Source organism: Haladaptatus sp. DJG-WS-42 (genome assembly GCF_037198285.1).
Taxonomy (GTDB): Archaea; Halobacteriota; Halobacteria; order Halobacteriales; family Halococcaceae; genus QDMS2.
In genome coordinates this window covers 2,164,905-2,190,423 of the sequence record NZ_CP147243.1, presented here as the reverse complement: position 1 = coordinate 2,190,423, position 25,519 = coordinate 2,164,905, and the positions used below count along the sequence as shown (strand labels likewise).

Here is a 25,519-nt window from a genome sequence, read left to right as displayed (position 1 = left end):
TCAGACTGCTGGTCACGGGTGTGCGCGACCACTCCCCACCGGTCTGGCGGCGGGGAAGCGTCCACACCGCGCTGGTCTCGGCTTCGTATCTAAACCCTCGGAGCGACCGAGAAGTACACAAACCCCCGTGAGTAACGACCGACCATGAGTGAGCTGACCGTCGAGCCGGTCGAATCAATCGACGACGCAGACGTTCCGGTCGGTGTTGACGCCCCGAAATACGTGTTGTACGGCGGCAAAGGCGGCGTCGGGAAGACGACGATGGCCGCGGCAACGGCGCTTGCGAGCGCGCGCGACGGAACCGCGACGCTTGTCGTGTCGACCGACCCGGCCCATTCGCTCTCGGACACCTTCGAGACGCAGATTGCCTCCCATCCAGCCCGGATTCGAGACGACGTGCCGCTGTACGGCGCAGAAATCGACCCCGACGCGGCGATGGAAGACGGCATGTTCGGTGCGGGCGGCAGCATGGACGGCATGGGCGGCCTCGGCGAACTCCTCCCCGGCGACGACGAGGAAGGAAATCCGCTCATGGGCGGGACGGTGCCCGGCGCAGACGAGGCGGCCGCGATGCGCCTCTTGCTCCAGTACATGGACGACGAACGTTTCGAGCGCGTCGTCATCGACACCGCACCGACGGGCCACACACTTCGCCTGCTCGAACTCCCCGAGGTGCTCGACTCGATGGTCGGGCGCTTCATCAAACTCCGCCAGCGCTTCAGCGGGATGATGGAGGGGCTCAAAGGGATGTTTGGCGACGGACAGAACCCGGAAGACGGGATTGCCGATTTAGAGGAATTCGCTGCTCGCATCGAACGCCTCCGGGCGACGCTGCGCGACCCTGCACAAACTGACTTCCGCATCGTCATGGTGCCAGAAGAGATGAGCGTCGTCGAATCCCAGCGCCTGCTCTCGCGACTTACCGAGTTCAAGATTCCCGTCAGCACCGTCGTCGTGAATCAGGTGATGGAGAATCTGACGGACGTGACGGGCATCGAAACCGACTGGTTCGTCTCGCCGAGCCTCGACACCTGTGAGTTCTGTCAGCGTCGCTGGAAGGTCCAACAGAACGCGCTCACGAAGGCCCAAGACCTCTTCATGGGGCACACGGTAAAGCGCGTGCCGCTGTTCGCAGACGAAGTGCGCGGAGAACAAATGTTGCGGGTCGTCGCCGCCTGCCTCGATTAGAGGAAGCGGCGCGCCTGTCGGTAGGCGAAGCCAATCCAACTCGAGGGGATAAATCGGGCGTACTCGCCGTATTCGGCTGGCTTCCCGACTTGGTAGCGAGAATGGGGATTCGGCGAGAACGCGGCTTCGATGATGTCTTCTGCGACGCGTTCTGGAGTGACCGCACCAATGCTTCCGCCGCCGAGCAGCGAGGTGTCGTCGAACAGTTTGTAGAACGAGGCGTAGGCCTCAGACCGGTCGAGTTCGTCGAGTTCCTCGCCCACACGGTCTGAGAAGTTCGTTTCGACCGGGCCGGGTTCTATGAGCACTACGTCGATACCGAACTCCTCGACTTCGACGCGGAGGGCGTCGGACATGGCTTCGAGGGCGAACTTAGAACCGCTGTAGATGCCGGTTCCGGGCATGGAGATGCGCCCGAGCACAGAAGAGACATTGATGATTTTCCCCTCGCCTTCCTCGCGCATATGCGGAAGGACGGCGCGAATCAGGCGATGTGGGCCGAACACGTTCACGTCGAACTGCTGTTGGGCTTCCGCGGGCGTGATGTCCTCGACGGGGCCGAGTTTTCCGTAGCCCGCGTTGTTCACGAGGCAATCGATGCGACCGTGTTCCTCGATGATTCGTTCGACAACGCGCCCTACGTCTGCGCCTTTCGTCACGTCCAACTCGGCGGTGTGCGCACCGGCTTCGGCGAGGGCTTCGATGTCGGCGGTGTCGCGGGCGGTCGCGTACACTTCCCACTCCGTATCGAGAAACTCCTGAGCGGTTGCACGGCCGATGCCGGACGAGCAACCAGTGATGAGGGCGGTCTTCGTCATTACCTGACCCTCTTTCTGTGGATAGTTAACTGTCAGTGGTTCGCTTCACTTCGGCGGCGTAGGAGTCGGCAAGCCGCGTGGGTTCTGGCAGTTTGTATTGTGTCGAAGTTGCTTCCACGAGGTCTGCTGCGGTTGCTGCACTCACTCGGTGGCCCGGACTCACGTAGAGCGGATTGATTTGCTTTGAATTCGGGTACTGGCGCGTCTGGACGGCGTAGCCGATGACCTCGCCGGGAGGCGCGTCCACGGACTCGTCGGCTTCGATTGGCACGCGCGTGCCAGCCTCACGGCCGGAAACCGAACCCGTTGGTTTCCCACAGAGCAGGCTCTTTGCGACGCCTATCGACGGAATGTCGAGCATGACGCCGATGTGGGTGGCGATGCCCGCCTGCCGGAAGTGGATGCGCCCGCTGCCGTCGAACATGACGAGGTCGGGCATGGTCTCAAGGGCCTCAAACGCGTCGAGAACCGGCCCGCCCTCGCGGAAGGCGAGCAGGCCTGGAATGTACGGAATTGAAATCGGCGAAATGGCTGACGTGCGCTCTACGACCGCGCCCCCTTGCATGACGACGATGGCGCTCACGGCCGTTTCGTCGTCGAGGAACGCCTGGTCAACCCCGGCGATGAGCGCGGTGTCGGGGTCGATAGTCTCATCGTCTTCGAAAACAGCAACCGCCGCGAGTTCGCGCTGGAGACGCTCCATTTCGTCGCGTGAGAGCGATGGGTCAGGCGCGAACTCGGGGTGTTTCACGGTCAGAATGGGCCGCGTCTCCGGCCGGGACCGCCGCGACCGCCACCGCCGAATTGGAGTTGTTCGGGGGCGCGCTCACCGCGTTGTTTCAGCAGGTAGCCGTAGAGGAGGCCGATGCCGAGTCCGGAGAGGTGGGCGAGTTGGGCAACGCCGCCCGCGCCGATGCCAAAGGAGGCGGAGACGAGCACGGAGTAGCCCGCGAACAGCGCCGTCGCGGCCCACAGCGGCATCGGGATGATGAAGTAAAGGTAGATGCGCAGGTTGGGGTTGAGCACCGTCAAGACACCCATGAGTGCGGCGATTGCGCCGCTCGCGCCGACGACGCCGCCCGTCGCGGCAGAAGTGGTCAGAATCGTCGCGCCGATTTGGGAGAGTCCGGCGACCATCCCGGCTCCGAGAAAGAGCGCGGTAAACTTCATCGAGCCCACGCGACGCTCGACAATCGGACCGAAGAAGTACAGCACGATGCTGTTGATTGCGATGTGCGTAAAGCCGCCATGAGAGAAGATGGACGTGACCCACGTCCAGACGTATTCTGGGTGTTGCGGAGTTAAGACGAACACCGCCCGCCACAGCGGTGAGTTCTGGGGGGCGACCAGCAGCGGGAAGATGGCGATTTCGATGATGAACCAGACCCACATCAGCCCGAGGAAGACGAAGGTCATGTTGTTGCGGAAGTAGCCAAGGAACCCGCCGGTTCCGGTGTTCACGTTCACGCGGTCGAACACGGCCTGAGAGCGGCCACCCTCGTTCCGGACGCTGTCATCGAAGTCGCTCGCAAAGATGCCCTTCGGGTCGTCCCAATTTTCGAGCCCGGGGCAATGGTGATTCTCGGGTAATCGGTGGTCAGAACAATAGGTTCCACCGCAGTGTCGGCAGTTGTAGGGTAGATTCTCGTGTCTGCCACACTGGTCACACGTCGCCATTGGTTCCGATAAGAACCCGAGCATAAAAAGGGGTTGGGGTACGTTGCACCGTCCACACGGGCGCGGGGCTGTAGATTTTTGCCCATCCACCCTGTAGTCTGGGTGTGAAAGAGTTCGAGCGAAAACAGCGCCTTGAACGCGTCGAACGCGAGGGTGCGACGGTGGGTGCGGACATTCCAGACCGCATCGTGGTACAGGGAGAGCCGCTCGACCTGCGGTCGTTCGTCTTCGAGATCAAACGCCTCGACACGGTTCCACAGGGAAAACAGGCCGAGGTTGACGAGGCAAAAAAGAACCTCAGACGCGAGCGAAACGAGCGCAAAGAACGCCTCGAAGAGGGTGACATCTCGGTCGAGGAAGCAGACGACCTCGTGTCCGCGATTATCGGCATCGACCGGGCGCTGAACGCACTTCAGCAACTCGGCCCGGCGAATTTAGAGCAGCAGATATCGGCCCAACAAGCTGCAGACCAGAAACGTTGGATGAACTTCCTGAAACAGGCGCTTGGCAAGCAGAAAAGTCAGGGACGAAGTCGATGAGCCGCAACCACGAAGTTGCCTCGCTGTTCGAAGAATTCGCGGATTTACTCGATGCGAAGGGCGTCGAGTACAAGCCGCGGTCGTACCGCCGGGCAGCAGAGAACATCCGCGAACATCACCGCGACATCGAAGTCCTCGCCGCAGACGGACAGAACGCAGTCGAAGAAATTTCGGGCGTCGGCGACGCCATCTCCTCGAAAGTAGTCGAGTACTTCGAAACCGGGGAGATTTCGGAGTTAGTCGAGCTCAGAGCGGAGTTGCCGGTCAACATGGCAGAACTCACCGCCGTCGAAGGTGTCGGCCCGAAAAGCGTGGGTAAGCTCTATGACGCGCTCGGAATCACGACCTTAGACGAGTTGGAGGAAGCCGCGAAAGCCGGAAGAATTCAGGAGATTTCTGGGTTCGGTGCGAAAACCGAGGAGAACATCCTCGAAAACATCCCGTTTGCCCGCGAGTCACAGAACCGCGAACTCCTCGGGGAGGCGCGTCCGCTCGCGGAGTCGATTCTCGCCTACTTCGAGGACGTGTCGGAAGCCGAAAAGTGGGAAGTTGCAGGGTCCTTGCGCCGATGGAAAGCAACCATTGGCGACATCGACATTCTCGCCGCGAGCGACGACCCTGAAGCCGTCATCGAGGCGTTCACCGACTGGGCAGACGTAGACGACGTCATCGAGGCAGGTACGCAAAAGGCAGCCGTCCGCTCTGGAGGCCTCAGAATCGACCTCCGGGTCGTCGAGGTAGGGGATTTCGGCGCGGCGCTCCAGTACTTCACCGGCAGCAAAGCTCACAACGTCCACCTCCGGAACATCGCCATCGACCAGAACCTGAAGATGAACGAGTACGGCGTGTTCGACATCTCAGACGTTGCCGACCCGGACGCTGGCCAGCGGGTTGGCGAGCGCGTGGCGGGTGAGACAGAGGAGAGCATGTACGACGCCCTCTCGGTGCCGTGGATGCCGCCCGAACTGCGCGAAGACCGCGGGGAAATCGAGACAGCGCTCGACGGAACCCTCCCAACGCTCATCGAGGAAGTCGACATCCGCGGCGACCTTCACCTGCACACCGAGTGGTCTGACGGGAACAACACCATCGAAGAGATGGTCGACGGCGCGGCCGCGTTCGGTCACGACTATCTCTGTATCTCAGACCACGCTACCGGCCCGGGGATGGTTGGTGGCGTTGGCTTGGAAGACGACGAACTGCTCTCCCAACTCTCTGCGGTTCGCGCCGTGGCAGAAGACGCCGCCATTGAGGTGTTCGCGGGTGTCGAAGCCAACATCGACGACGAGGGCGGCATCTCGATTGGCGACGAGGTGGCAGACGCACTTGACCTCGTCGTCGCGTCGCCCCACAGCAACTTAGATGGCGATGCGACAGAACGGCTTGTCACTGCCGTCTCGAACCCACACGTGGCCATTCTCGGCCACCCAACCGGCCGCCTGCTCAACCAGCGACTCGGTCTCGAATTCGACATCGAAGAAGTCGCAAAAGCCGCCGCAGAACACGACACGGCGCTCGAAATCAACGCCAATCCCCATCGCCTCGACCTCTCCGGGAGCATGGTCCAACAGGCGCTGAAACACGGCGCCACCATCTCCATCAACACCGACGCCCACCGCCCCGAAAACTACGAACTCATCCGCTACGGCGTTCACACCGCTCGCCGGGGCTGGGCGGAAGCCGACGACGTGCTCAACACATGGTCGGCCGACGACGTGCGCGACTTCCTCGGCTGATGGCCCACCGTCTCTTGCTCGACGTGATGCTCGGTCGGCTCGCGGGCTACCTGCGGATGTGCGGCTACGACACCGTCTACGCGCTCGACCGGGGCGTCGAAGCAGACGACACGCTTCGTACGATTGCCGAGCAAGAGGAACGAACACTCGTTACGCGAGACGTGTCACTCTCTCAGCAAACAGCGAAAAGCATTCTCCTGCGCGAGCGTGAGGTGAAAGACCAACTCCGCGAACTCCGAACTGCGGGCCTCACCCTCGAACTCACAGAACCCACATTTTGTGGGCGGTGTAACGGCTCCCTCGAACCGCGCCCGCTCGACAATCCACCCGAGTACGTCCCCGACGAAGTGGCTGCACTCTGGCAGTGTGAAGAGTGTGGACAGTGCTTCTGGAAAGGAAGCCACTGGCAACGGGTAAAACAGACACTTCAGTCGCTTTAGCGGTCTAAATTGTAGTGCCACTGCGCACACGGCTCCATGTCGTCCATGACCACATCGTGTGCGCCACAGTAGGGTTTGCGACCCTGTGGCGTCTGGACGTACTCGAAGTGCGAGCAGTTGCCACAGTAGCGGTCTGCCGGTCGTGGCGGCGTTGGCTGGTCTAAGAGTTCTGCGCCGTCGTCGGTCGGTACGTCTCGAACCGTCTGCGTGTCTGCCCCGCCATCGCTGATGTGGCGCGCGTGGCGAGAGGTTTGGCGAGCGGTTTGCACCGCGGTTTGGGTTTCGACTTCGCCGTCCGGTTGCGCGCCGAGCAGGCCAATGCCGCCAAGGCCGCCAGAGAGCGCCGGGCCGTCGATGGCCACGATGCGCGTTTTCCCTTCTTTCGTGACTTCGAGTTTGACCGACCCGCCGGGTTTGTTGCGGACTTTGAAGTTCGCAACCCCGGCGAACAGACACCAGAACGTGGTCATCGTTCCAAAGAAGTAGATGGCGACAACCGGAAGGGTGAGGTCTGTCGGGTCACGGAACCACATTTTCGGGAAGGCATACCAGAACAGCGCGACACCGGAGAGAGCGAGGCTTGCCCCGCCCGCCGCAAGCAGACGGGTTCTGCGGCCTGCTGGAAGCACGCTGAAGATGCCGACGAATACGGCAGGGAGGCCAACGCCAGCGAGCACGCCAGCGATTTCTCGTGACTGCCAGAGGGCGTCCCCGACGATGTTCGTCGTCGCAATGACGATGCCGAGGACGACGAGAACTGCGCCGACCGCGAACAGACTAAAGCCGAGGTACAGCCGTTGGAGGCTCGCTTCTGTGCCGATACTCCCATCGTACACCTCCGTCAGGCTGGTCATGCGGGAATGTACACTGGCCTTCCACAAAACAGTACGTCAGACACCACTCTATATTCTGTCACAATGTGCGCTATGCGCGGGTGAAACCTCTCATAACTGGAAAACGCGCCGAGTCGAAAGGTCTAATCACGGGGCGGGCAAACGTCGTCACATGGCAGACGAAGCGGAAGAAGAAGCCGCGCCCGCAGTCGAGCTTGGCGAGGGCGAATCCGTCGAGGGCATTCCACTCGCACGAGTCGCCTCCCGACTGACGTGGGGCATAGAGCACAGTGAACTCAAACGCCGCGAGGGCGACACCGTCATCCGGACACCGGACGGTCCACAAGCACTCGGCGACGTCCTCGATACGGTTGATACCCCGTACTTCTCGACGCGCCAAGAGTTCGTAGACGACGTACGAACCGCCATTGGCACCGGCCCGGTTCCAACCGAATAAGGTGTCCACAGAGGCGTTGCGACAGCGACTTCCCTCGCTGTCTTGGGTGCAGATTGCCCTTCTCTGGGGGGCGATTCTCACCATCATCTGGATGGAGTGGGAAACCGTGGGGTTGAACCAGCGGGTCGTCCGTGAGACCGTGGTCTACATTCTTGGCCCGAGCGTCCTCGCTCTGTTCTACGGCCGCCATCTCGGCTGGCGTGTTGATCGCCTCGCACTCAAAAACACCGTCCTCCTCGCGCTGTTCGTCCTTCCGTTCTACATCGTTGGCTCTTCACTTCCCTCGGTGAGAACCTACTATCCAATGTGGGAAACGGGTGCGGCGCTCGGCGAGTTCCTCCCACATACGGTCAAACAGTTCGTGGTCGTCATTGCCGCAGAGACCTACTATCGCGGCCTGCTTTGTGTTGGCGTCCGCGAAATCGGGTTCAAGAGCGTCTTCATCAGCCCCATCGTCTACACGATTCACCACCTCGGAAAGCCGCCAATCGAAATCATCCTCTCTGGACCGACTGACGTGCTCTTCGGCGCGGTTGACTACAAGAGCAACTCGATTCTCCCGTCGATTATCGCCCACGGAGCAGGGCTTGCGTTGCTCGATTGGCTCGTGCTTCACGACCCGCTCATCCCGACAACACAGGTGCTCTCGTGGTTGCGCTGGCTCCCGGTTCCGCTCTAGCGAGAAGTCTTTTTGCCGACCCACCCGTTCACCCCGCTATGAGCCTGACCTTTGACCCCGCAGATCTCGATGCCGAAGATATCGGGGAAGAAACTGCCATCCTCCACATGGAACACGAAGCCGCCATCGAGCACGTTCGCGAGGCGTTCACGGACGCTGGCTTCGGCGTCGCCACCGAGTTCTCGCCCTCGGAGTTGTTGAACGAGAAAGTCGATGCAGGCCGCGACCCGTACTACGTGCTCGGTGCGTGCAACCCGAAGATGGCCGACTGGGCACTCTCCGCGAGCGAGAACAAGATTGGCGCGCTGTTCCCGTGTAACGTCGTCATCTGGGAGGAAAAACCGGGTGTCCAGCAGGTCTACCACATCAGCATCATGCGTGCGGCGCGCCTACTCGGCATGGCGCCAGACAACGACGAATGGGACGAACTCGTCGGCGAAACCGGGAAGCTCGTCGAGAAAGCATTCGCAAACCTCGACAGCGAATAGTCAGGAGAAATCGGTGAGATTCGCTTGAATCCCCGACACCATCGACGATTTTCTGCGCAAGTCGTTGAGCGAGACTGGCAAGAGTGGGGCGACCTGCCGGACGGCGTCATGGAACGTTTCTGCCTCGCCATGGTCGCCGTCGAAGGCATTCCGCACGCTCTCTCTGACCTGCCAGACCCCGACTGGCCCCCAGTAGTCATCCGAGACGTGCCGGAGGACGATGCACTTTGCTTGCCGACCGATTGACTCTAAGTATTCGAGGGCGCCGAGACGGGAGGCGTAGTACGCCCCAGAAGTTTCATCGACGTAGGCGGTGCGACCTTCGTAGCCCTCTGAATCAGCGCCCATCCAGAGGGCGCCGCCTGGGTCGGGGTTCCAGATGCTTCCCGGCGCTTTCATCTCGACCAGTTCGTACTCCCAGTTACCCGGCGCGAGAATGACCCAAAACTGGTTTCCCATATACTCGTTCGTCCAGACTTGTACCGTGTCGATACTTGGTGCGTTGCGGATTCGTCCCCTGAGATACTGGCCAAGTGTGTCGTCAACCGCCGTAATCGACCAGCGCGTCGGGACGAGCTTTCGGCTCGCTGTCTGGCCAAGTGCGCCCGCAGAGAGGATTTTGTTGATGTCGTACACGTCGAATCCTCGGCGGTAGAGATAGGTCATCGCGCCCTGTGCCTGCCAGTCGTCGTCTTCGAGCGTCTTCTGCACCGGCCGCGGGATGTACGGGTTTTCCGCGAGGTCGGCCGAGCGCGCGCGAGCACGGGGACCGGTCGGCGTCGAAATCTCGTCGATACTCGGCTGGAAGTCGAGCGCAGAAGCGTTGTCGAGGCCGATTTCTACGTCTACCGGACGCCCAGCGATGGCAACCTCGCGCTGGACGCCGACGAAGCCGTCCCACACGTCGTTTACGTCCACGGCTGCAGAACGCGTCGAGTTCAACAGGCCGGTGCGACGCTGGAACACGTCGTCGATACTGAGACCCTGTTTGTACCAGTCGCCGCTCGTCGCGAAGTCTGCGGCGTTCGAGTCCGGATCCATCGGCGAGAGCAGTCCGGTCGAGACGCGTGGGTAGTTAGACCGGCCGACGAAAATGGAGGGTGCGCTGCTCCCGAACAGCGAGTCACCTTGCAGGACGTTCTGGAACGATTGCTGGGCGGTGTCCATGTAGTCGAGAATTTCGTAGGACTTCTCGGCCGCGAGTCGCCGTCGCTCTGCGTCCGGGTCGCGTTCGAGTCCGTCGATAAACTCGTCGAGCCGCATTCACCGATAGCGAGGGGTGGAACGGCCTTGAATGTTCGTTCGTGGCGAGCAGGCGACACGCGACCGCCCACGAGACGACGTGTCGCACAACCGCAGCCCGTCTCGTGGCGCACACGACGGAGATGCCACTGGCTCGTCGCGGCTTCGGTGATAAAAGTGCGGGAGTGGGCTTAGTTGTGAATGCCCATCGCTTCGATCTGTTCTTGATAGCGGTTCCGGATGGTGACCTCGGTGACCTGTGCGACGTCTGCGACTTCGCGCTGGGTCTTCTTCTCGTTGCAGAGCAGTGAGGCCGCGTAGATAGCAGCAGCCGCGTAGCCGGTTGGCGATTTCCCAGAGAGCAGGCCTTTTTCGGCCGTCGTCTCGATAATCTCGTTGGCTTTCGACTGGACTTCTTCGGACAGATTGAGTTCAGAACAGAACCGCGGGACGTACTTTTTCGGGTCTACCGGTCGCATTTCGAGACCGAGTTCCTGTGAGATGTAGCGATAGGTACGTCCAATCTCTTTGCGTTCGACACGCGAGACTTCAGAGATCTCCTCTAAGCTACGCGGGATGCCTTCCTTGCGGCAGGCGGCGTAGAGTGCAGACGTGGCGACGCCCTCGATGGAGCGTCCCCGGATGAGGTCTTCTTTGAGTGCGCGTCGGTAGATAACACTCGCAACTTCGCGGACCGACCGTGGTACACCGAGTGCGGAGGCCATGCGGTCGATTTCAGAAAGAGCGAACTGCAGGTTGCGCTCGCCTGCGTCCTTCGTACGAATGCGCTCCTGCCATTTTCGAAGTCGGTGCATCTGACTGCGTTTCTTTGAGGAAATAGAGCGACCGTAGGCGTCTTTGTCCTTCCAGTCAATCGTGGTGGTGAGACCTTTGTCGTGCATCGTCTGCGTCGTCGGCGCACCCACACGCGACTTTTGCTGACGTTCCTGATGATTAAATGCTCGCCACTCCGGACCTGGGTCGATGTTCTCCTCTTCGACGACTAAACCACAGTCGTCACAAACAATCTCCCCCCTATCTGTACTTTTGACAAGATTATCAGACTCACATTCTGGACAAGTGCGAACCCCCTCTCGCTCCTCCCCGGTTGATTCCTCCTCGAGCGTGCGCTCCCGTGTTCGGGTGGACCGTGTCATCGCATTTTTATAGTAGTAACACCGAGCTACTTAAATCCTCGGTATGAGTTTTGTGGTCCACCAAAGGACAAGTTCGAAAGTTGACAGAGTTGAATCGGACGACTGCGGTCGATTTTGACTGTCAGTACGAGACGACAAACCGGAAATCGTATATTAGAGTATCAGTGACTTCACGTTCAGATGCCAGTCATTGAGTGCGACGTAGCAGAGGCGCGAAAACGCCTGGAAGCAGCGGGAGTTTCCGTGCAGTCAGGCAACACAAACCACGAGCAGTGGCGCGCTTCCTACGAAGGAGCCACCGCGGTTGCCTACGCAGAGAAGGTCGTGGTACAAGGCAAAAACACCGCGCGGCTGACTGGCTTGCTCACAGACAACGCCGGGCGCGCGCACCTCTATTTCGACGGCGCATGTCGCGGCAATCCCGGGCCTGCCTCGGTTGGTTGGGTCATCGTGACGGACGATGGAATCGTCGCAGAAGGTGCAGAGCGCATCGGCGATACGACGAACAACCGCGCGGAGTACGAGGCGCTCATCAAAGTCCTCGAAGTGGCGAGAGACTACGGCTTCGACGAGGTGCAGATTCGCGGTGACTCCCAACTCGTCGTCAAACAGGTGTGCGGTGAGTGGAACGCGAACGACCCCGGGATGCGCGAACGGCGGGTGAAGGTACACGAACTGCTGGCTGCATTCGACGATTGGTCGCTCTCGCACGTTCCGCGAGAGATAAACGAGCGCGCTGATAACCTTGCAAACGAGGCTCTCGACAATGCCTGAAGTCCCCGACGACGTAAGCGCAGAAGCAGAGCGATTGACCAGACTCGCGTTGAACGCGGTCGATGAGAGCGAAGCTGAGGCCTACCGTGACCGGCGTGACACACTCGTCGCGGAGTACGACTTCGTCGCCCGGGTGCGCGAAGAGGGTGTCCGCCACACGCTCGTTCTCTATCCGACCGAATGGGTCGAAGACGGAGTGGTGCAGTTCGACTCCATCCGCGATACGGCCCGCGCAATCGAGCGCGTCATCGACGGCCCCGGCGTCGAAAACGAGTGGGAGAACGTCGAAGCCCACAATCAGGCGCTCGTAGCGCAGGTCGAAGCCGAATTTGGTGACGACCACGCCACGAACGCTCGCATCTTCGCGGATTTCATGGGCAACCACTACGTTCGGCCCATGGACTCTGCGACGCGAGACGAAGTCGAAGAATTCCTCTCAGAGTACTACCAGCGCAACGCCTGGCCAACCGAGACGCAAAAAACAATTGTGCAGGCGAGTTTGTCGCGAGTGTTCGAACTCGCGGGCAAACCGTCGCCGCTATAACTGCGCGTTGATGATGTCGCGGACCGTGTCAGCGCGGTCGTCTTCGTTCACGAACTTTGCGAGAATCCATTCGAGCTTGTCCACGACGGCACCTTCGCCATCGCCTGTAAGCGCGTACTGATTGGTGCGCTTGTCGAGTTCACTCTTTTCGACGAGCCCCATTTCGACGAGGTCGTCGAGGTTTGGATACAGCCGTCCGTGATTCACTTCCGAGCCGTAGTACGACTCGAGTTCTCGCTTGATTGCGAGCCCGTACATCGGCTGCTCGCTCAAAATGACGAGAATGTTTTGTTGGAACGCCGTCAGGTTCCGAACCATGCCCAGTTCGTCCGATACTGCTTGTGCCTCTGACATGCTTGAGGATATGTCATCAATCCATTTAACACTTCTCAACCAACCAGCGGTTTTCGCGTGCAATTGCGGATTTTCTTGCCGACGGGCGGCCCGTGTCAGTCTGCGAATGTACAGTGCAGGGATCGAGACTATTCAAACGACGAGCAGGCCGAAAGGACTTTTGGGACGCCTGTCAGAGACGCAGGTGCATGGCGAATCTCTGGGAAGATCTGCAGACAGGGCCGAACTCGCCCGAAGTGATCAACGTCGTCGTCGAATGCCTGAAAGGTGAACGCAACAAGTACGAGTACGACAAGGACATCCCCGGCGTCGTCCTCGACCGCGTGCTTCACTCGAACGTCCACTATCCGAGCGACTACGGGTTCATCCCCCGCTCGTACTACGACGATGAAGACCCGTTCGACGCGCTCGTCCTCGTAGAGGACGCGACGTTCCCCGGGTGCATCATCGAAGCCCGTCCCGTCGCCCTCATGAAGATGGACGACGACGGCGAGCAGGACGACAAGGTCATCGCGGTGCCAAACGAAGACCCGCGCTTCGACCACATCGAAGACTTAGAAGACATTCCGAACCAGCTGCGCAATGAGATTGACGAGTTCTTCTCGACCTACAAGAACTTAGAAAAGGGCAAGGAAGTCACGACCCAAGGCTGGGAGGACAAGCAGGCGGCATACGACGCCATCCAGCACGCCCGCGACCTCTACGAACAGCACTTCGGGTAACCCGTTTTTCGGCGGTTTTCACCGCCCACCACTTCACACCTCGCCAACACGCCGTGAGCCAGTGGGCTGTGGTCTCACCAGTCGCTCAGCAGAACAGACGCACAGTCTTCACAGATATTCTACCCCTTGTTTGCCGCCATCACTGAGCCCACCCGATTTTCGCGGTCGAAACGAAACTTCTTGTGCCCCACGACGGAAAGGGTGTGTATGGGTCTGTTCGACCGGCTACGTGGCGACGATGCCCCTCGCGTCGCTTTCTTCGGTATCGACGGGGTGCCGTACAGCCTACTCTCAGAACACGAGGATGAATTTCCGAATCTCGCCGCGCTCGCGGCCGACGGTGCAGCCGGTGCGATAGACAGCATCGTCCCACCCGAATCGAGCGCGTGTTGGCCATCGCTCACGACGGGGAAGAACCCCGGCGAGACCGGTGTGTACGGGTTCCAAGACCGCGAAGTCGGTTCCTACGACACGTACGTCCCGATGGGGCGCGACGTGCAAGCAGAGCGCCTCTGGGACCGCGTGACCTCGGAGGGTCGAGACGCGACGGTGATGAACGTGCCCGTCACGTTCCCACCCCAGCGCAACGTCCAGCGCATGGTTTCTGGGTTCCTCTCGCCCGGCCTCGATAAGGCAACCTATCCAGAAGACCTCGAAGGACCGCTCTCTGAGATGGGCTATCGCATCGACGTGAACGCCAAACTCGGCCACGACGACGACAAAACCGCCTTCATCGAAGACGCCCACAAGACGCTCGATGGGCGCTTTAACGCGTTCAAGCACTTCGTCGAAAAGGACGACTGGGACCTCTTTTTCGGCGTCTTCATGACGACCGACCGGGTCAACCACTTCCTGTTCAAAGACTACGAGCACGACGGCGAGTACAAAGAAGAGTTCATCGAGTTCTACCGCAAGGTAGACCGCTACCTCGGCGAACTGCGTGACGCCCTCGCAGACGACGTGACGATGGTCGTCGCAAGCGACCACGGATTCACGACGCTCAACTACGAGGTCCACTGTAACGCGTGGCTTCACGAGCAGGGGTGGCTCGACTACGAAAACGAGGACCACTCGGGGCTCGACGACATCTCGGGAGACAGCAAAGCCTACTCGCTCATCCCCGGCCGCTTCTACATCAACTTAGAAGGCCGCGAGCCGCGTGGAAGCGTCCCGGAAGACCAGTACGAAGCCGTCCGCGAGGAACTGAAGACGAAGCTCGAAGAACTCGAAGGCCCCGACGGCAAGAAGGTCGCAGAGCGCGTCGTCAAAAAGGAAGAGGCCTTCCGTGGCAACCACGAGGACATCGCGCCCGACCTCGTCGTGATTCCAAACCACGGCTACGACCTCAAATCCGGCTTCAAGCCACACGGCGACGTGTTCGACGTGGGACCACGAAACGGGATGCACAGCTTCGACAACGCTTCGCTCTACATCGACGACGAAACTGCGACCGTCCGCGATGCAGACTTATTCGACATCACGCCGACCATCCTCGACCTGATGGACATCGAGTTCGCCCGCGACGCCTACGACGGCGCGAGTCTGCTCTAAAAGAGGTCGTCTAACTCGTCGTTTTTGAACGCGGCCGCCGGGTCAGCCCGCTTCTGCGGGCGCGACTCGTGGGCCGTTTTCGCTCGCTCCATGAACTCGTTTAGCCGCGGCGAGCGTTCGACGCCGCTTACGAGCACGAGCGCGGCGATGCGGTCGCTCTCAAGCGGGAAGTCGCCGCCGCGTACCTGCATGCTGCCCGTTTCGTCTTCGAGCCAGCGGCGCGCTTTCTCAACACCTTTACGCGAGAGGCGGTCTGGCTTTCCGGCAATCACGAGCAACGCCGCCTCTGCTTCGACGGCGTTTGGGAGGCTTGACCCTGTGAGCAGTGCATTGCGCGCAACGCTCGTGATGACGGTCAGATTCTCACTTGCATCCGGACTCGCCTCCGCGCTCGCGTAGCCGAGTGCTGCGATGCCGCCACCGCGTAGCGTGTTGATGACCTCGCTCGAATCCACGACGCTCTCACCGACGCCTTCGGTGACCTCCCCTGCCGCGAGCAGGAGGCCAACGCGCTGGGCAATGTTTTCGTTGATTTTCGAGAACCCTTCCTCGACGCTCTCGCCAGAGGCGTGCCACGCGTCGTTGTCGATGAGCAACACGGCGTCTGCCTCCCGGGCAACCGTCTTGAGCGAGCGACCCGCGTTCGCCTGATAGAGCGACCCCTCGCCGCGACCGGGGAGCACGCCGAGGACGTACACAGGAATATCGTAGATGCGTTTTAGATGGCGAGCCAACACCGGTGCGCCGCCACTGCCCGTCCCGCCGCCGAGCCCGGCGACGATGAACAGCGCCTCCGCCTCAGACGTGATGCGACCGTCGAGTGCGTCCATGACCTCAGTCGCGTCCTCGTCCATGATTTTCGCGCCCATCTCGTTGTCGCCACCGACCCCGTGTCCTTTCACCCGTTCTTGGCCGATGAGCACCGTATCGAGTGTGAGCGACTGGAGATCTGCGCTCGCGGAATTGACCGCAAGCGCGCCTTGGATGGCGTCGAATCCCATCTTGGCATCGAACTCGGCCATGCGCTGTGTAAGTTTCCCCCCAGCCTGACCAACCCCAATGAGAACAGCTTTCATACCTATTGGTCAGCGTCGAAACTATTCAACGTTGTCCCGAGCATTCAAACCAGATGCCGAGGCCAGTGTGAGCTATGACCGATACAGACGCGCTAACGGAGCGACTCAGCGCCGTCGAACGCGCGCTTACGGAGACAGATCAGTCCGTCTCTGAACTCGAAGATGTCGCAGCGTTCACCAAACGATTGGACGCGGTCACAGACAGGCTTGACACCATCGACACCCGCCTCGGCGAACTCGACGCGGCGGTGCAGGCCGTTCGCGGCTACGTTGGTCAACAAAAGGCAGTGAACGACGACGTTGAACAGCGCGCAAACGCCGCGCTCGCTGCAGTTGACAGACTCGAACGAACCCTCGATTCGACACTCTCTGAACCCGAACCGCGCCAGTCGCTCGACTCGGTTGAACCAGCGGAAGATACTGACACAGAGCCCACCGGACTGCTCGACAGGTTTAGAGCGCGGTGATTCTCCGCGTTGTGCTCGCGGCGCTTTTAGCAACCGCGCTGGTCGCCGTGAGCCTTCCCGCAGCAGAGCGTGCGAGCATCGAATCGACCGAGACGCAGATGCGCGCGACGATGAGCCACTTCCAGACGGCCATCGAAATGCTCCCAGCACAGACAGACCCGGTTTCGCCGGAGCAGTCACTCACACATCACACAATCACGCTCAGGCTTCCCGAACGAACGTGGACAAGTGCGCGGATTTCACACGTCATCATCGAACCAACCGCAACAGGAGGCGTCCTTCGATGGCAGGTTTCGGATGGCCAACCACACGCGCTGTTCATCGAAGGGGTGTGCGTCGAAACACCCGGACACCCCGAGGGAATCGAAATTGTCGAACCCGGCACACACCGCCTCGGGCTCACGCTCGAAACCCGCACAGAAACCACCGTTGTCACGGTTCGTCGGCTGCCCTGAGGTTTATCAGTAAACGGGAGACGACTCCGGGCCATGCACATGTGGTTTCGTCGATTTATGGACGCGGAAGACGCGACTTGTCGGTGTGAGTGCTCGTTTTCCGGCGCGCAGTTGACCGTTGAATCAGCAGCGTGCCCGGGACGTGGTGCACTCGCAGAGGCTCCTGACTGTCGAGCAACCGTTATCGAAGCACTCGAAGCGCGCGATGTTGCGCAAATCAAAACGCAGTGTGCTGGCCAGACGCGAACCTACCGCGAGAAGTCCGCGGCGGCGCTCGTGGCCGCTGGTCGGTTCGCAGCGCAGATTCGTGTCCACGACGAGCGGCTCGCAGAACGCACCCGAACAGACCCGCTTCGCGCCGCCCACGATGCGGCAGGTCGGGCAGACCCGGTCGCACGAATCGCCGCAGAAACTGGTTTGCTCGAACTGTGCCAGCACGCCGAATCGTACGACGACCTCCTCCGGCCGGTCGTTGGCCTCTCGCTCGCCCACTCGCGCGTGACGGCGCGCCCGCCACCAGAGGCGCGCCTCTGTGCGACGAAATCGCTCGACACGGGTACGACAATCCGTCGCTACGAACAACCGACCGCCGAACTCGATACCTACCACGTCGAACCCGCAGAATACAGCCTCGAACCGGCGCTACTCACACACCTCGATGCGGCCATCGACACGCTCGCAAGTGGGTCGGTGGGAGACGGTCCGCGCGCACCGCGTCGGGCGGTGCAAGCCGTTGTTTCTGACCCGGCAGTCAGCGATACGCTTGCGCCGATACTGCGAAAACACACCCGCGGCTACGGCGTGCTTGAAGACCTGTTCGCAGACACCGCTGTTTCGGACGTGTTTGCCACCGCGCCCGTCTCAGAGAATGCACTCCGCGTCCGGGTGGGCGGCGACATCTGCAAAACGAACGTATTCCTGTCCTCGAACGGTGCAGCGGCCCTTGCATCGCGCTTGCGTCGGGAGAGTGGACGCACTTTCTCGCGAGCGAGTCCGACGCTCGACGCGGTTGCCAAAACGAACAGAACAGAGATTCGGGTTGCAGGCGTCACAGAGCCAGTGAGCGACGGCACTGGATTCGTCTTCAGAGCACACGGCAGAGAGCCGTGGACGCTCGCCGCGCTTGTCGGAAACGGCACGCTCAGTGCGAACGCGGCTGCGCTCCTGTCGGTCGCCGTAGAACGTGGTGCAACTGGTCTCATCGCTGGCGGTCGGGGCGCGGGGAAAACGGCCCTGCTCGGCGCACTGCTCTGGGAGTTACCAGCCGCGACGCGAACCGTCCTCATCGAGGACACGCCCGAGTTGCCGGTGTCAGCACTGCAAGCGGCCGGTCGAGACGTTCAGGCACTCCACGTCTCCACTGACGACGAAACCACGGCACTCGGACCAACAGACGCGCTCAGAACCGCACTTCGACTCGGTGACGGCGCGCTCGTCATCGGCGAGGTTCGCGGTGAAGAAGCCGCCGCACTCTACGAAGCGATGCGCGTCGGTGCGGGGGCAAACACCGTGCTCGGAACTATCCACGGCGACGGCGCTGCCGCAGTCAAAGAGCGCGTCGTCACCGACCTGAACGTCCCCGAAAGCTCGTTTGGAGCAACCGACCTCGTCGTCACGCTCCGCCCCATCGACGGTCAGGCGGGACGAACCCGACGAGTTGTCCGCATCGAAGAAGTGGTTGCACGAGACGGAACCACGACGTTCTACCCGCTGTTTGAACGAGGCGGTCGAACGCTCGAAGCGACCGGACGCATCGACCGCGGGTCGAGTCAGCTCGTGGCGTCGCTTGCCACCGCCACAGAATCGTACAGTGATGTGCGTGCCTGCGTCGAGACACGCAAGAGCTGGTTCGAGGAGCTCGTGGCGAACGGACAGACAACGCCCGAACAGGTGGTCGCCGCACACGCACGCCGCCGGGTGGAGTCGTGAGGTTGCGTTCTCGTTTGGCCGAACTGTGGGCGGTATCGGTGGAGGCCAGCGACGAGTTGCATCAATCGGTGGCCTTCCTCTCGTGGGAAGCCGACGCAGAGGCGGTTGTGAAATGTGGCTACATTGCAGCTGTCTCCGTGTTCGCCGGACTGGCTCCCATCGTGTCGTTCCTCATTCCCAGCGGTCGCCACCAAATAGCTGGACTCCTCGGTGTCTCCGTCGTCGCCCTCCTCGTCGCAGATGGCATCCACCGACTCCCCCACCTGCTCGCAACCGCCAGACGGACGGCCGCACTCGGCGAAACGCCTGCGCTCGTGAGTCGAGCAGTCTTGCGAATGCGACTCGACCCGACCGCAGAGTCAGCAGCGGTGTTCGCCGCAGAGACGAGCGACGGGCCGCTCGGTGCGAGTTTGGCGGCTCACGTCCGAACGGCTCGTGGAACCGGTCGAAGCGGCTTTGAGACGTTCGCCACCGAATGGGACGAGTGGTATCCCTCGCTCAGACGAGCGCTGTCGCTCGTCGGCGCGGCAGCACAGGCGCCTGCTGGAGAACGCGCCCGAACGCTCGACAGAGCCCTCGACGCTGTCCTCTCGGGGACGCGCGAGCGAACCGAGTCGTTTGTCGAACAGATTCGCGGTCCGACGACGGCATTGTATGCGTTTGGCGTGTTGCTCCCGCTCGCGCTCGTGGCGGTGTTACCCGCGGCGACAGCGGCTGGCCTGCCGGTCACGACTCCCGTGTTCATCGTTCTCTATGACCTGCTTTTGCCAACTGCGCTTCTCGCCGTGAGCGCGCGGTTGCTCGTCCGGCGACCAATGGTGTTTCCGCCGGGACACGTGTCATCCGACCACCCCTCTCTTCCACCATGGCGGCGGTGGGCACCGGTAGTGGGCAGTGGGGTGGGCGTACTCGCTTACGCGTTAACGACGCTGTTCGGACAATCGTGGGGTGCGTCGCTTGTGGCGATTGGCGCGGGGGTTGGCAGTACACTCATCGTGTGGTTTCACCCGGTGACACAGATTCAGACGCGGATTCGTGCGGTCGAAGACGGCCTCGCAGACGCACTATATCTCGTTGGCCAGCGAGTCCAGACCGGGACGGCCGTAGACGCCGCACTCGTGGATGTGGGCGAGGAGCTCGGTGGGGAAACAAGCGACGTATTCACGGCTGCCGCGCGCACCCAGCGGGTGTTGAAAACCGACCTCAAGAGCGCCTTCTGTGGACCACACGGAGCGCTTTCGACCCTGCCGAGTCCGCGCGTCGAGAGCGCCGCGACACTCCTCGCGCTTGCAGCAACTGAGGGACGGCCCGCAGGGCACGCAATCGTCTCGATGGCAGACCATCTCGACGACCTACAGCAGGTCGAAGCGCACGCCCGCCGGAGCCTTCGGCAGGTGACAGACACGCTTCGACAAACCGGTCTCATCTTCGCCCCGCTCGTTGGTGGAACGACCGTCGCGCTCGCAACGAGCCTTACTGGGACCAACTCGAAACTGGCGAGTCAAGCCCTTGCCTTCGATACACTCGGCGCAGCTATCGGCGTCTATGTCCTCATTCTCGCTGTGCTTCTTACCACGCTCAGTGTCGGTCTCGAAGCCGGACTGAATCGGGCGCAGGTTGGCTACCACGTCGGTATCGCGCTGGTCGTTGCACCCACCGTGTTTCTCGCGACGGTCGAAGTGACCGCCCACCTCACGTAAGTTTATACCAGAAAATGGGGCCACTCCGAGCCATGTTTGACCTGCCTGCAGAGTCCGTCTACATCTGGCTTGGCGTGAGCGTGGTGAGCGTCGCGGTGCTCGGCGTAACGCTTAGTCTGCCCACAGCTGCGCCAGCCGCGACGGGGCCGCTCACCACCTCAATCGACCGTGTGGCCGCAAGTCCCTACAACGCCACTGGCGAGCATCCGTTGAGTGCAGAGCGCATCAAACTCGGCTCGCAACGAGTCGCCGTCAAAACCGGCGACACCGTCACCCACGGCACGTTTGCTTACGGTCCGATTACGCCCGTTTCGCGGGGAACTGCGCTCTGGCGAGTGCTTCAGGGCGCGCCACCGAGGAAGGTGTTCGACAATGCAACGTCGTTCAAACAGGCGTGTCTCGAAGCGCGTGAAGCGCCTGCGACGTGGCGGCCAGCACCGACGAGACTCACCATGCGGAAACTCACATGGGAGGGTGTCAATGCAACGCTCGTCAGCGCGTAGGGGGCAACTCGACCCCGTTCCGGCGCTCATCGCGGTGGTCGTCGTCGGCCTCGGAATGAGCCTCTACGCTGGCGTTGTGACCGACTTCCTGCCAAGCCAACAGGTGAACCCAACGCCGACGCTCCACCAGATGTCGGCACAGCTGCAGACGAATGGCGTCGTTGAACCTGAAACGCTGACTGACCTCGACTCGGTTGGACCAGCAGGCTACGAGACGAACGTCACGCTCGAAACCGCAGCCGAGCGGTGGACACGCGGACCAACACCACCAACGAACGCAGTCACTGCAAGAGCGCGTGTCAGCATTCGTGTCGCCCCCGGCTGCATCAATCCGGGCTGGCTCACCGTGAGGATGTGGCAATGAGAGCGATGAGCACCGTGGTGGACGTGTCGCTGTTTCTCTTGCTTCTCTCTGGAGCCCTCGTCGCGTTCACACTGCCGCCCACAGTTGATGACCAGCCACCCGATGCGGAGGCCGAAGCTCAGGCGCTCGCAACGAGCACGACAGCGGTGACAGTACCGCATTCGCCAGGTGAGGAGACACACCACCGCGGCACCTACGCCGCCCTAGTGGCGGATGCCGCAGTCGCCAATCTCACCGGGCCAGAAGGGCGCGATGAATCGGTGGCCACACAGGCCATCGAAACTGCCGTGGCGAATGCGACACGCAGGTCGGATGCACACGTCGCAGTGACCGCGAAATGGGTCCCGTACCCTGGTGCACCACTGGACGGCTGTTTCGCGGTTGGGCGAACTCCTCCAGAGAGGACGCCAGCACACACAGCGACGCTCACGGTTCCAAGCGGGATGCCCGAGGCGAGAACAATAGCCACTGACGCTGCTGGGCGTGAGGGCTATGCGGGCGTGGCGACGGTTGTTGCAGCTGCGATCGTAGAGGGGTACGTCGCACCCAACTCACAGCTCGAACCTCGGCGCAACGACCCAGCCGCACTGGCGGCCCGACGACGCGCACAGCGGCTTGCCGCAGTGCTCGGGGTGAACATCGAAGACGCACTCGCAGTTGGTGATCGCGACACTGTGCGACGTGTTCTGCGAGAAGCACTTAAATCACATCTCGAAGCTGACCTCAGAGCTTCGTTCGCGACTCCACAGGAAGCCGCACGCGCAATCTCCGTGAGCACTGTCCGACTTACGGTCACGGTGTGGGCTGCATGATGGACGACCGTGCCCGCGTGCCGTTCGCACTCGTTGGCGTGCTGTTGCTCGTTAGCAGTGCTGCACTCTCATCGGGGCTCTATTCACAGACGACTACGACCACGACACCGGCCATCGAGCGAACCATGGACGACGTGACCGCGAGCCTGCAGACCGTCACCCGACAGAGCGTCAAATCCGCGAGTCGGGAGGCGGCAGCAACGCCAGTGGTCAACCCCGCAGACACGAAATGGGGCGACGTACTCAGTGAAGAGGCGCCCTTCCGAGACTGGGTACGAATCAGGATTTATCTCCAACTCCACCGTGACCTCCGCACTGTCAAGTCGCATGTGGGGGACGTCGAAACGACCGCCACATTGCCGCGAGTCGAATCGCCAGCCGACTTGCGGCGGGCGAAACAGCGCGTTCACATCGAAGCGGGTGGCGAAAATGCAACCGCGCTCCGCGTTCGCGTCGAGAATGTCTCGATTCGTGCCGTGCGCGGGTCGCGCGTGGTCGAACAGCGCGACAAAACCATCGAGGTCGTCGTTGCAACGCCAGTGCTCGCGCTCCACGACCGAGTCGAACAATACGAGCGACGGCTGAACCGCGGCCCCCTCGACCCCGGCTTGTCTCGGCGTGTGACCGCCCGGCTGTACGGCGCAGTTTGGGCGCGCGGGTACGCCCAATACGGCGGCGCACCAATCCAGAACGTCCTCGCCAACCGCCACACAGAGGTGCTGACGAACGGGGCGTTGCTCGAAGAACAACGCCTCGTCTTCGGCAAACGCGATACAGATGGTGTTCGCGCCCACAGTCGAGCAACGCTCGGGCTTGGCCTCAAAGACCTCCTCGCGGCGACCGGCACTGGCGGAGAAAGTTGGGTGGGCTACGTGCTGAAGCCAAACGCACCGAAAGCGCAGGCAAATTCCGAAGCTGGTGGAGTTACTGGTCGACAGAACGCGACCACGACAGTTTCACCGGGGCTCGCCGCAGACCGGGCGTTCCTCTCGGTCACCGGAGAGGGCGGTGCGATGGACGACGCAATCGAGTCGGTGTACAGTGCCGAGACGAAGCTTCAGGCGCACGTCTCACAGGTCGATGAAGAGCGGATTCAAGACCCGACACCACCCGGTGTGAACTGGACGTTGGTCGATGAACGAGTGCGAACCGACACGACGGTCGAATCGGTGTCCCGACCCGCAGTTTCGGGGCTCAATGGCTGGCACGTCCTCGACCAATTCCACCGGAAAGTGACTGAAACGACCAGTGTCACCCGAATGTGGGTGAACGGGAATCGAACCATCCAAACCGTCGAGAACGGGTACGAAACGAACGTCGTCACGATAGCGCTTGTTGGCATGCACGCACCGAGTCAGAACGCACCCGACCGTCCGATTCGAACCGTTCACCAAGCTGGGACAGGCCACCTCCAAGACCCAAATTTGGCAGGTGTCGTTGGAAAGGCACGCGCTCGGCTCATCGACGACGCAGGTGGTGAAGATTCAGTTGCTCGCGCGTCGGTCTCGAGAAGGATCGATACGGATGCAGTTCGCATTAACGGGGCGAAACCAATCAGCGTCCGCGAGTACGTGCGCACAGACCTCTTCTCGCTCCATCAAGAGGTCAAACAGCTCTCGGTGAACGTCTCGCGCCAGCGCGTCGGCACCTTCCAGACGAATCCAGCGGGCCAGCTCGCAGCCCGGCTCGAAGCAGAACGCCCTCGATTGATTGACGCGCCAAACTCGTATCCAAGCGTGGCTGCGAAAGCTCGCGTTGCCGCGCGAGCTGCCTATCTTGATGCGGTAATCGCAAATCTCAACTCGCGCGCAGAAGAGACGGAGACGGCGAAATCAGGGGTGGACGATGCCCTCTCTGACACCGTTGCGAAGTCGATAGACAATGTCGTGGCGATTCTCGACGCCCAGCGCGCGGTCACGCAGGGGAACACTCGCTCGGTTGGTGGCGAATTTTCGGGCCAGATTTCGCTTTCGGTCGATGGTGCCCCGGCGTATCTCACGCTGTCTGAGGTGAACCGCAAAACTGTCCCGGCGCTCAGTGCACCGACTCACCCGATGCGTGCGAGAAATCAAAATCTGTTCACCGTTCCCTACGGAGACGCAGCAGACACGGTCACTGCGGGCTTCGGAGCGAACAACGGTCGTGTTCAGCTTTCGGCCGCCGCAGAAGTGCTCCAAGCGGCGTCGAAGGTGCCCGATTCGGCCGCGAACGACTCGCTCGTGTCGGCTCGTGATGAGCTTCGAGTCGCGGTTATCGAAAGTACAAGCCACGTCGAGACGAGCGCGGTAGAGACCCTTGCAGCGAACGATGTAGGAGGAAGCGACGAGGCGCGCAGGCAGCTCGTCTCTACAGCACTTGCTCGGGGGAACACTCCCGCTGAAACCGCGCTCGCGTACACCAACGAGAGTGCGAGCGAAGCGGTTGCGCGGCGGGCGGCGCAGGTATCTTCCGATGTGAACCAAGAGCGGCTCGCCGTGCAATTGAACGTCGCAATCACGACCTCACTCCGCGAAAAGCGAGCCCAGCCAACGGAACGCTCGGTGAACGAAACCCTCCAAATAACTCGACACGTGGTCAACACAGCGGCTCGTGAGGTGGTCGCCAATGCAACCAAGCAGACGAGCAAGGCCGTACTTGAAAAGCGATTAGACCGGTCGTTCGCGCGACTGCCGTCTGGCCTTCCCGTCGCGCCCGTTCCCGGCTACTGGTACGCGACAACGAACCTCTGGACGGCGAACGTGGAGGGTGAATATGCGCGATTCACCGTCGGTGCACCGACCGGTTCGGAGGCCATCGCCTACACGCGCGCCGGGCAAACCGCGACACTCGACGTGGACGGCGACGGTGCGAAAGAACGGTTCGGACGAGCACCGCGCGTGTCGTTTTCGGTCGAAACTGCAGTTGTCGTCGTCGTGCCGCCCGGTGGGACGGGTGTTGGCGACATCGACGGGAACGCAGACGAGCGCTCTGCAGGCTGGGGCGATGAGAGTCGGGCGCACAACAAGTGACAACCA

27 protein-coding genes are annotated in these 25,519 nt (G+C 61.4%); 19 read left to right on the top strand and 8 right to left on the bottom strand.

What is annotated here, in order from left to right; all coding sequences use genetic code 11:
- Positions 1-144 precede the first annotated feature (144 nt).
- A complete protein-coding gene (locus V5N47_RS11835) occupies positions 145-1,188 on the top strand; it encodes a TRC40/GET3/ArsA family transport-energizing ATPase (protein WP_338727755.1) in 1,044 nt (347 codons plus the stop codon).
- Here V5N47_RS11835 and V5N47_RS11830 read toward each other — a convergent pair.
- The 3 genes from V5N47_RS11830 to V5N47_RS11820 are packed head-to-tail and all read right to left on the bottom strand — an operon-like array spanning position 1,185 to position 3,683.
- Positions 1,185-2,006, bottom strand: coding sequence for an SDR family oxidoreductase (locus V5N47_RS11830; RefSeq protein ID WP_338727753.1), 822 nt, complete (start codon positions 2,004-2,006; stop codon positions 1,185-1,187). The genes V5N47_RS11835 and V5N47_RS11830 overlap by 4 nt on opposite strands.
- A 25-nt stretch (positions 2,007-2,031) precedes the next feature.
- The gene (locus tag V5N47_RS11825) at positions 2,032-2,709 is read right to left on the bottom strand and encodes an endonuclease V (protein WP_338730297.1); all 678 of its coding nucleotides are present in this window, start codon (positions 2,707-2,709) and stop codon (positions 2,032-2,034) included.
- Positions 2,710-2,759: 50 nt separating this feature from the next.
- The gene (locus V5N47_RS11820; protein WP_338727751.1) at positions 2,760-3,683 is read right to left on the bottom strand and encodes a rhomboid family intramembrane serine protease; all 924 of its coding nucleotides are present in this window, start codon (positions 3,681-3,683) and stop codon (positions 2,760-2,762) included.
- Between the two features lie 104 nt (positions 3,684-3,787).
- On the opposite strand from V5N47_RS11820, the gene V5N47_RS11815 reads away from it, so the two are divergent.
- The 3 genes from V5N47_RS11815 to V5N47_RS11805 are packed head-to-tail and all read left to right on the top strand — an operon-like array spanning position 3,788 to position 6,398.
- A complete protein-coding gene (locus V5N47_RS11815) occupies positions 3,788-4,222 on the top strand; it encodes a DUF5788 family protein (protein WP_338727750.1) in 435 nt (144 codons plus the stop codon).
- Positions 4,219-5,958 carry a DNA polymerase/3'-5' exonuclease PolX gene (gene polX, locus V5N47_RS11810; RefSeq protein ID WP_338727749.1) on the top strand — a complete coding sequence of 580 codons (1,740 nt, stop codon included), beginning with the start codon at positions 4,219-4,221 and terminating at the stop codon, positions 5,956-5,958. The genes V5N47_RS11815 and polX overlap by 4 nt, the downstream gene beginning before the upstream one ends.
- Positions 5,922-6,398, top strand: a complete 477-nt coding sequence (locus V5N47_RS11805; protein ID WP_338727748.1) for a Mut7-C RNAse domain-containing protein — start codon at positions 5,922-5,924, stop codon at positions 6,396-6,398. The genes polX and V5N47_RS11805 overlap by 37 nt, the downstream gene beginning before the upstream one ends.
- Here the strand turns inward: V5N47_RS11805 and V5N47_RS11800 are convergent.
- Positions 6,395-7,252, bottom strand: coding sequence for a hypothetical protein (locus tag V5N47_RS11800; RefSeq protein WP_338727746.1), 858 nt, complete (start codon positions 7,250-7,252; stop codon positions 6,395-6,397). The two genes, V5N47_RS11805 and V5N47_RS11800, sit on opposite strands and share 4 nt — an antisense overlap.
- Before the next feature lie 151 nt (positions 7,253-7,403).
- Between V5N47_RS11800 and V5N47_RS11795 the strand changes: the two genes are divergently transcribed.
- Genes V5N47_RS11795 through V5N47_RS11785 form a run of 3 tightly spaced genes read left to right on the top strand, consistent with a single transcriptional unit; the run spans position 7,404 to position 8,855 of the window.
- Positions 7,404-7,688 (top strand): DUF5789 family protein, encoded by a 285-nt coding sequence (locus V5N47_RS11795; RefSeq protein WP_338727744.1) that lies wholly within the window; start codon positions 7,404-7,406, stop codon positions 7,686-7,688.
- A 46-nt stretch (positions 7,689-7,734) separates the two neighbouring features.
- Positions 7,735-8,367 (top strand): CPBP family intramembrane glutamic endopeptidase, encoded by a 633-nt coding sequence (locus tag V5N47_RS11790; RefSeq protein ID WP_338727742.1) that lies wholly within the window; start codon positions 7,735-7,737, stop codon positions 8,365-8,367.
- Between the two features lie 38 nt (positions 8,368-8,405).
- Positions 8,406-8,855, top strand: coding sequence for a DUF302 domain-containing protein (locus V5N47_RS11785; protein ID WP_338727740.1), 450 nt, complete (start codon positions 8,406-8,408; stop codon positions 8,853-8,855).
- Here V5N47_RS11785 and nreA read toward each other — a convergent pair whose 3' ends face one another.
- The gene (nreA, locus tag V5N47_RS11780; RefSeq protein WP_338727739.1) at positions 8,856-10,118 is read right to left on the bottom strand and encodes a DNA repair protein NreA; all 1,263 of its coding nucleotides are present in this window, start codon (positions 10,116-10,118) and stop codon (positions 8,856-8,858) included.
- A 170-nt stretch (positions 10,119-10,288) separates the two neighbouring features.
- Positions 10,289-11,254 (bottom strand): transcription initiation factor IIB, encoded by a 966-nt coding sequence (locus tag V5N47_RS11775; RefSeq protein ID WP_332898340.1) that lies wholly within the window; start codon positions 11,252-11,254, stop codon positions 10,289-10,291.
- A gap of 180 nt (positions 11,255-11,434) precedes the next feature.
- Between V5N47_RS11775 and rnhA the strand changes: the two genes are divergently transcribed.
- Together rnhA and V5N47_RS11765 are read left to right on the top strand one after the other, a co-directional pair.
- A complete protein-coding gene (gene rnhA / locus V5N47_RS11770; RefSeq protein WP_338727738.1) occupies positions 11,435-12,028 on the top strand; it encodes a ribonuclease HI in 594 nt (197 codons plus the stop codon).
- Complete coding sequence (locus tag V5N47_RS11765; RefSeq protein WP_338727736.1) at positions 12,021-12,572, top strand: rnhA operon protein; 552 nt, start codon at positions 12,021-12,023, stop codon at positions 12,570-12,572. The genes rnhA and V5N47_RS11765 overlap by 8 nt, the downstream gene beginning before the upstream one ends.
- Here the strand turns inward: V5N47_RS11765 and V5N47_RS11760 are convergent.
- On the bottom strand, positions 12,567-12,926 hold the full coding sequence (locus tag V5N47_RS11760; protein WP_338727734.1) for a PadR family transcriptional regulator: 360 nt from the start codon (positions 12,924-12,926) through the stop codon (positions 12,567-12,569). The two genes, V5N47_RS11765 and V5N47_RS11760, sit on opposite strands and share 6 nt — an antisense overlap.
- Positions 12,927-13,114: 188 nt before the next feature.
- Between V5N47_RS11760 and V5N47_RS11755 the strand changes: the two genes are divergently transcribed.
- Positions 13,115-13,648, top strand: coding sequence for an inorganic diphosphatase (locus tag V5N47_RS11755; RefSeq protein ID WP_338727732.1), 534 nt, complete (start codon positions 13,115-13,117; stop codon positions 13,646-13,648).
- Positions 13,649-13,855: 207 nt separating this feature from the next.
- The gene (locus V5N47_RS11750) at positions 13,856-15,199 is read left to right on the top strand and encodes an alkaline phosphatase family protein (protein WP_338727730.1); all 1,344 of its coding nucleotides are present in this window, start codon (positions 13,856-13,858) and stop codon (positions 15,197-15,199) included.
- On the opposite strand, the gene V5N47_RS11745 is transcribed toward V5N47_RS11750, so the two are convergent.
- On the bottom strand, positions 15,196-16,275 hold the full coding sequence (locus tag V5N47_RS11745) for a tubulin/FtsZ family protein (protein WP_338727728.1): 1,080 nt from the start codon (positions 16,273-16,275) through the stop codon (positions 15,196-15,198). The two genes, V5N47_RS11750 and V5N47_RS11745, sit on opposite strands and share 4 nt — an antisense overlap.
- A gap of 74 nt (positions 16,276-16,349) precedes the next feature.
- Between V5N47_RS11745 and V5N47_RS11740 the strand changes: the two genes are divergently transcribed.
- Genes V5N47_RS11740 through V5N47_RS11705 form a run of 8 tightly spaced genes read left to right on the top strand, consistent with a single transcriptional unit; the run spans position 16,350 to position 25,513 of the window.
- Positions 16,350-16,742: a hypothetical protein gene (locus V5N47_RS11740; RefSeq protein WP_338727726.1), complete on the top strand. Its 393-nt coding sequence runs from the start codon at positions 16,350-16,352 to the stop codon at positions 16,740-16,742.
- Positions 16,739-17,197 carry a hypothetical protein gene (locus tag V5N47_RS11735; RefSeq protein WP_338727724.1) on the top strand — a complete coding sequence of 153 codons (459 nt, stop codon included), beginning with the start codon at positions 16,739-16,741 and terminating at the stop codon, positions 17,195-17,197. The genes V5N47_RS11740 and V5N47_RS11735 overlap by 4 nt, the downstream gene beginning before the upstream one ends.
- A gap of 33 nt (positions 17,198-17,230) precedes the next feature.
- Positions 17,231-19,126, top strand: coding sequence for a type II/IV secretion system ATPase subunit (locus V5N47_RS11730; protein WP_338727722.1), 1,896 nt, complete (start codon positions 17,231-17,233; stop codon positions 19,124-19,126).
- Between the two features lie 14 nt (positions 19,127-19,140).
- Complete coding sequence (locus V5N47_RS11725) at positions 19,141-20,826, top strand: type II secretion system protein (protein WP_338727720.1); 1,686 nt, start codon at positions 19,141-19,143, stop codon at positions 20,824-20,826.
- 32 nt (positions 20,827-20,858) lie between these two features.
- Positions 20,859-21,329 (top strand): hypothetical protein, encoded by a 471-nt coding sequence (locus V5N47_RS11720; RefSeq protein WP_338727719.1) that lies wholly within the window; start codon positions 20,859-20,861, stop codon positions 21,327-21,329.
- Positions 21,307-21,693: a hypothetical protein gene (locus V5N47_RS11715; protein ID WP_338727718.1), complete on the top strand. Its 387-nt coding sequence runs from the start codon at positions 21,307-21,309 to the stop codon at positions 21,691-21,693. The genes V5N47_RS11720 and V5N47_RS11715 overlap by 23 nt, the downstream gene beginning before the upstream one ends.
- On the top strand, positions 21,690-22,505 hold the full coding sequence (locus V5N47_RS11710) for a hypothetical protein (RefSeq protein WP_338727717.1): 816 nt from the start codon (positions 21,690-21,692) through the stop codon (positions 22,503-22,505). Before V5N47_RS11715 ends, V5N47_RS11710 begins: the two co-directional genes overlap by 4 nt.
- The gene (locus tag V5N47_RS11705; protein WP_338727716.1) at positions 22,502-25,513 is read left to right on the top strand and encodes a hypothetical protein; all 3,012 of its coding nucleotides are present in this window, start codon (positions 22,502-22,504) and stop codon (positions 25,511-25,513) included. The genes V5N47_RS11710 and V5N47_RS11705 overlap by 4 nt, the downstream gene beginning before the upstream one ends.
- The last annotated feature ends 6 nt before the right edge of the window (positions 25,514-25,519 follow it).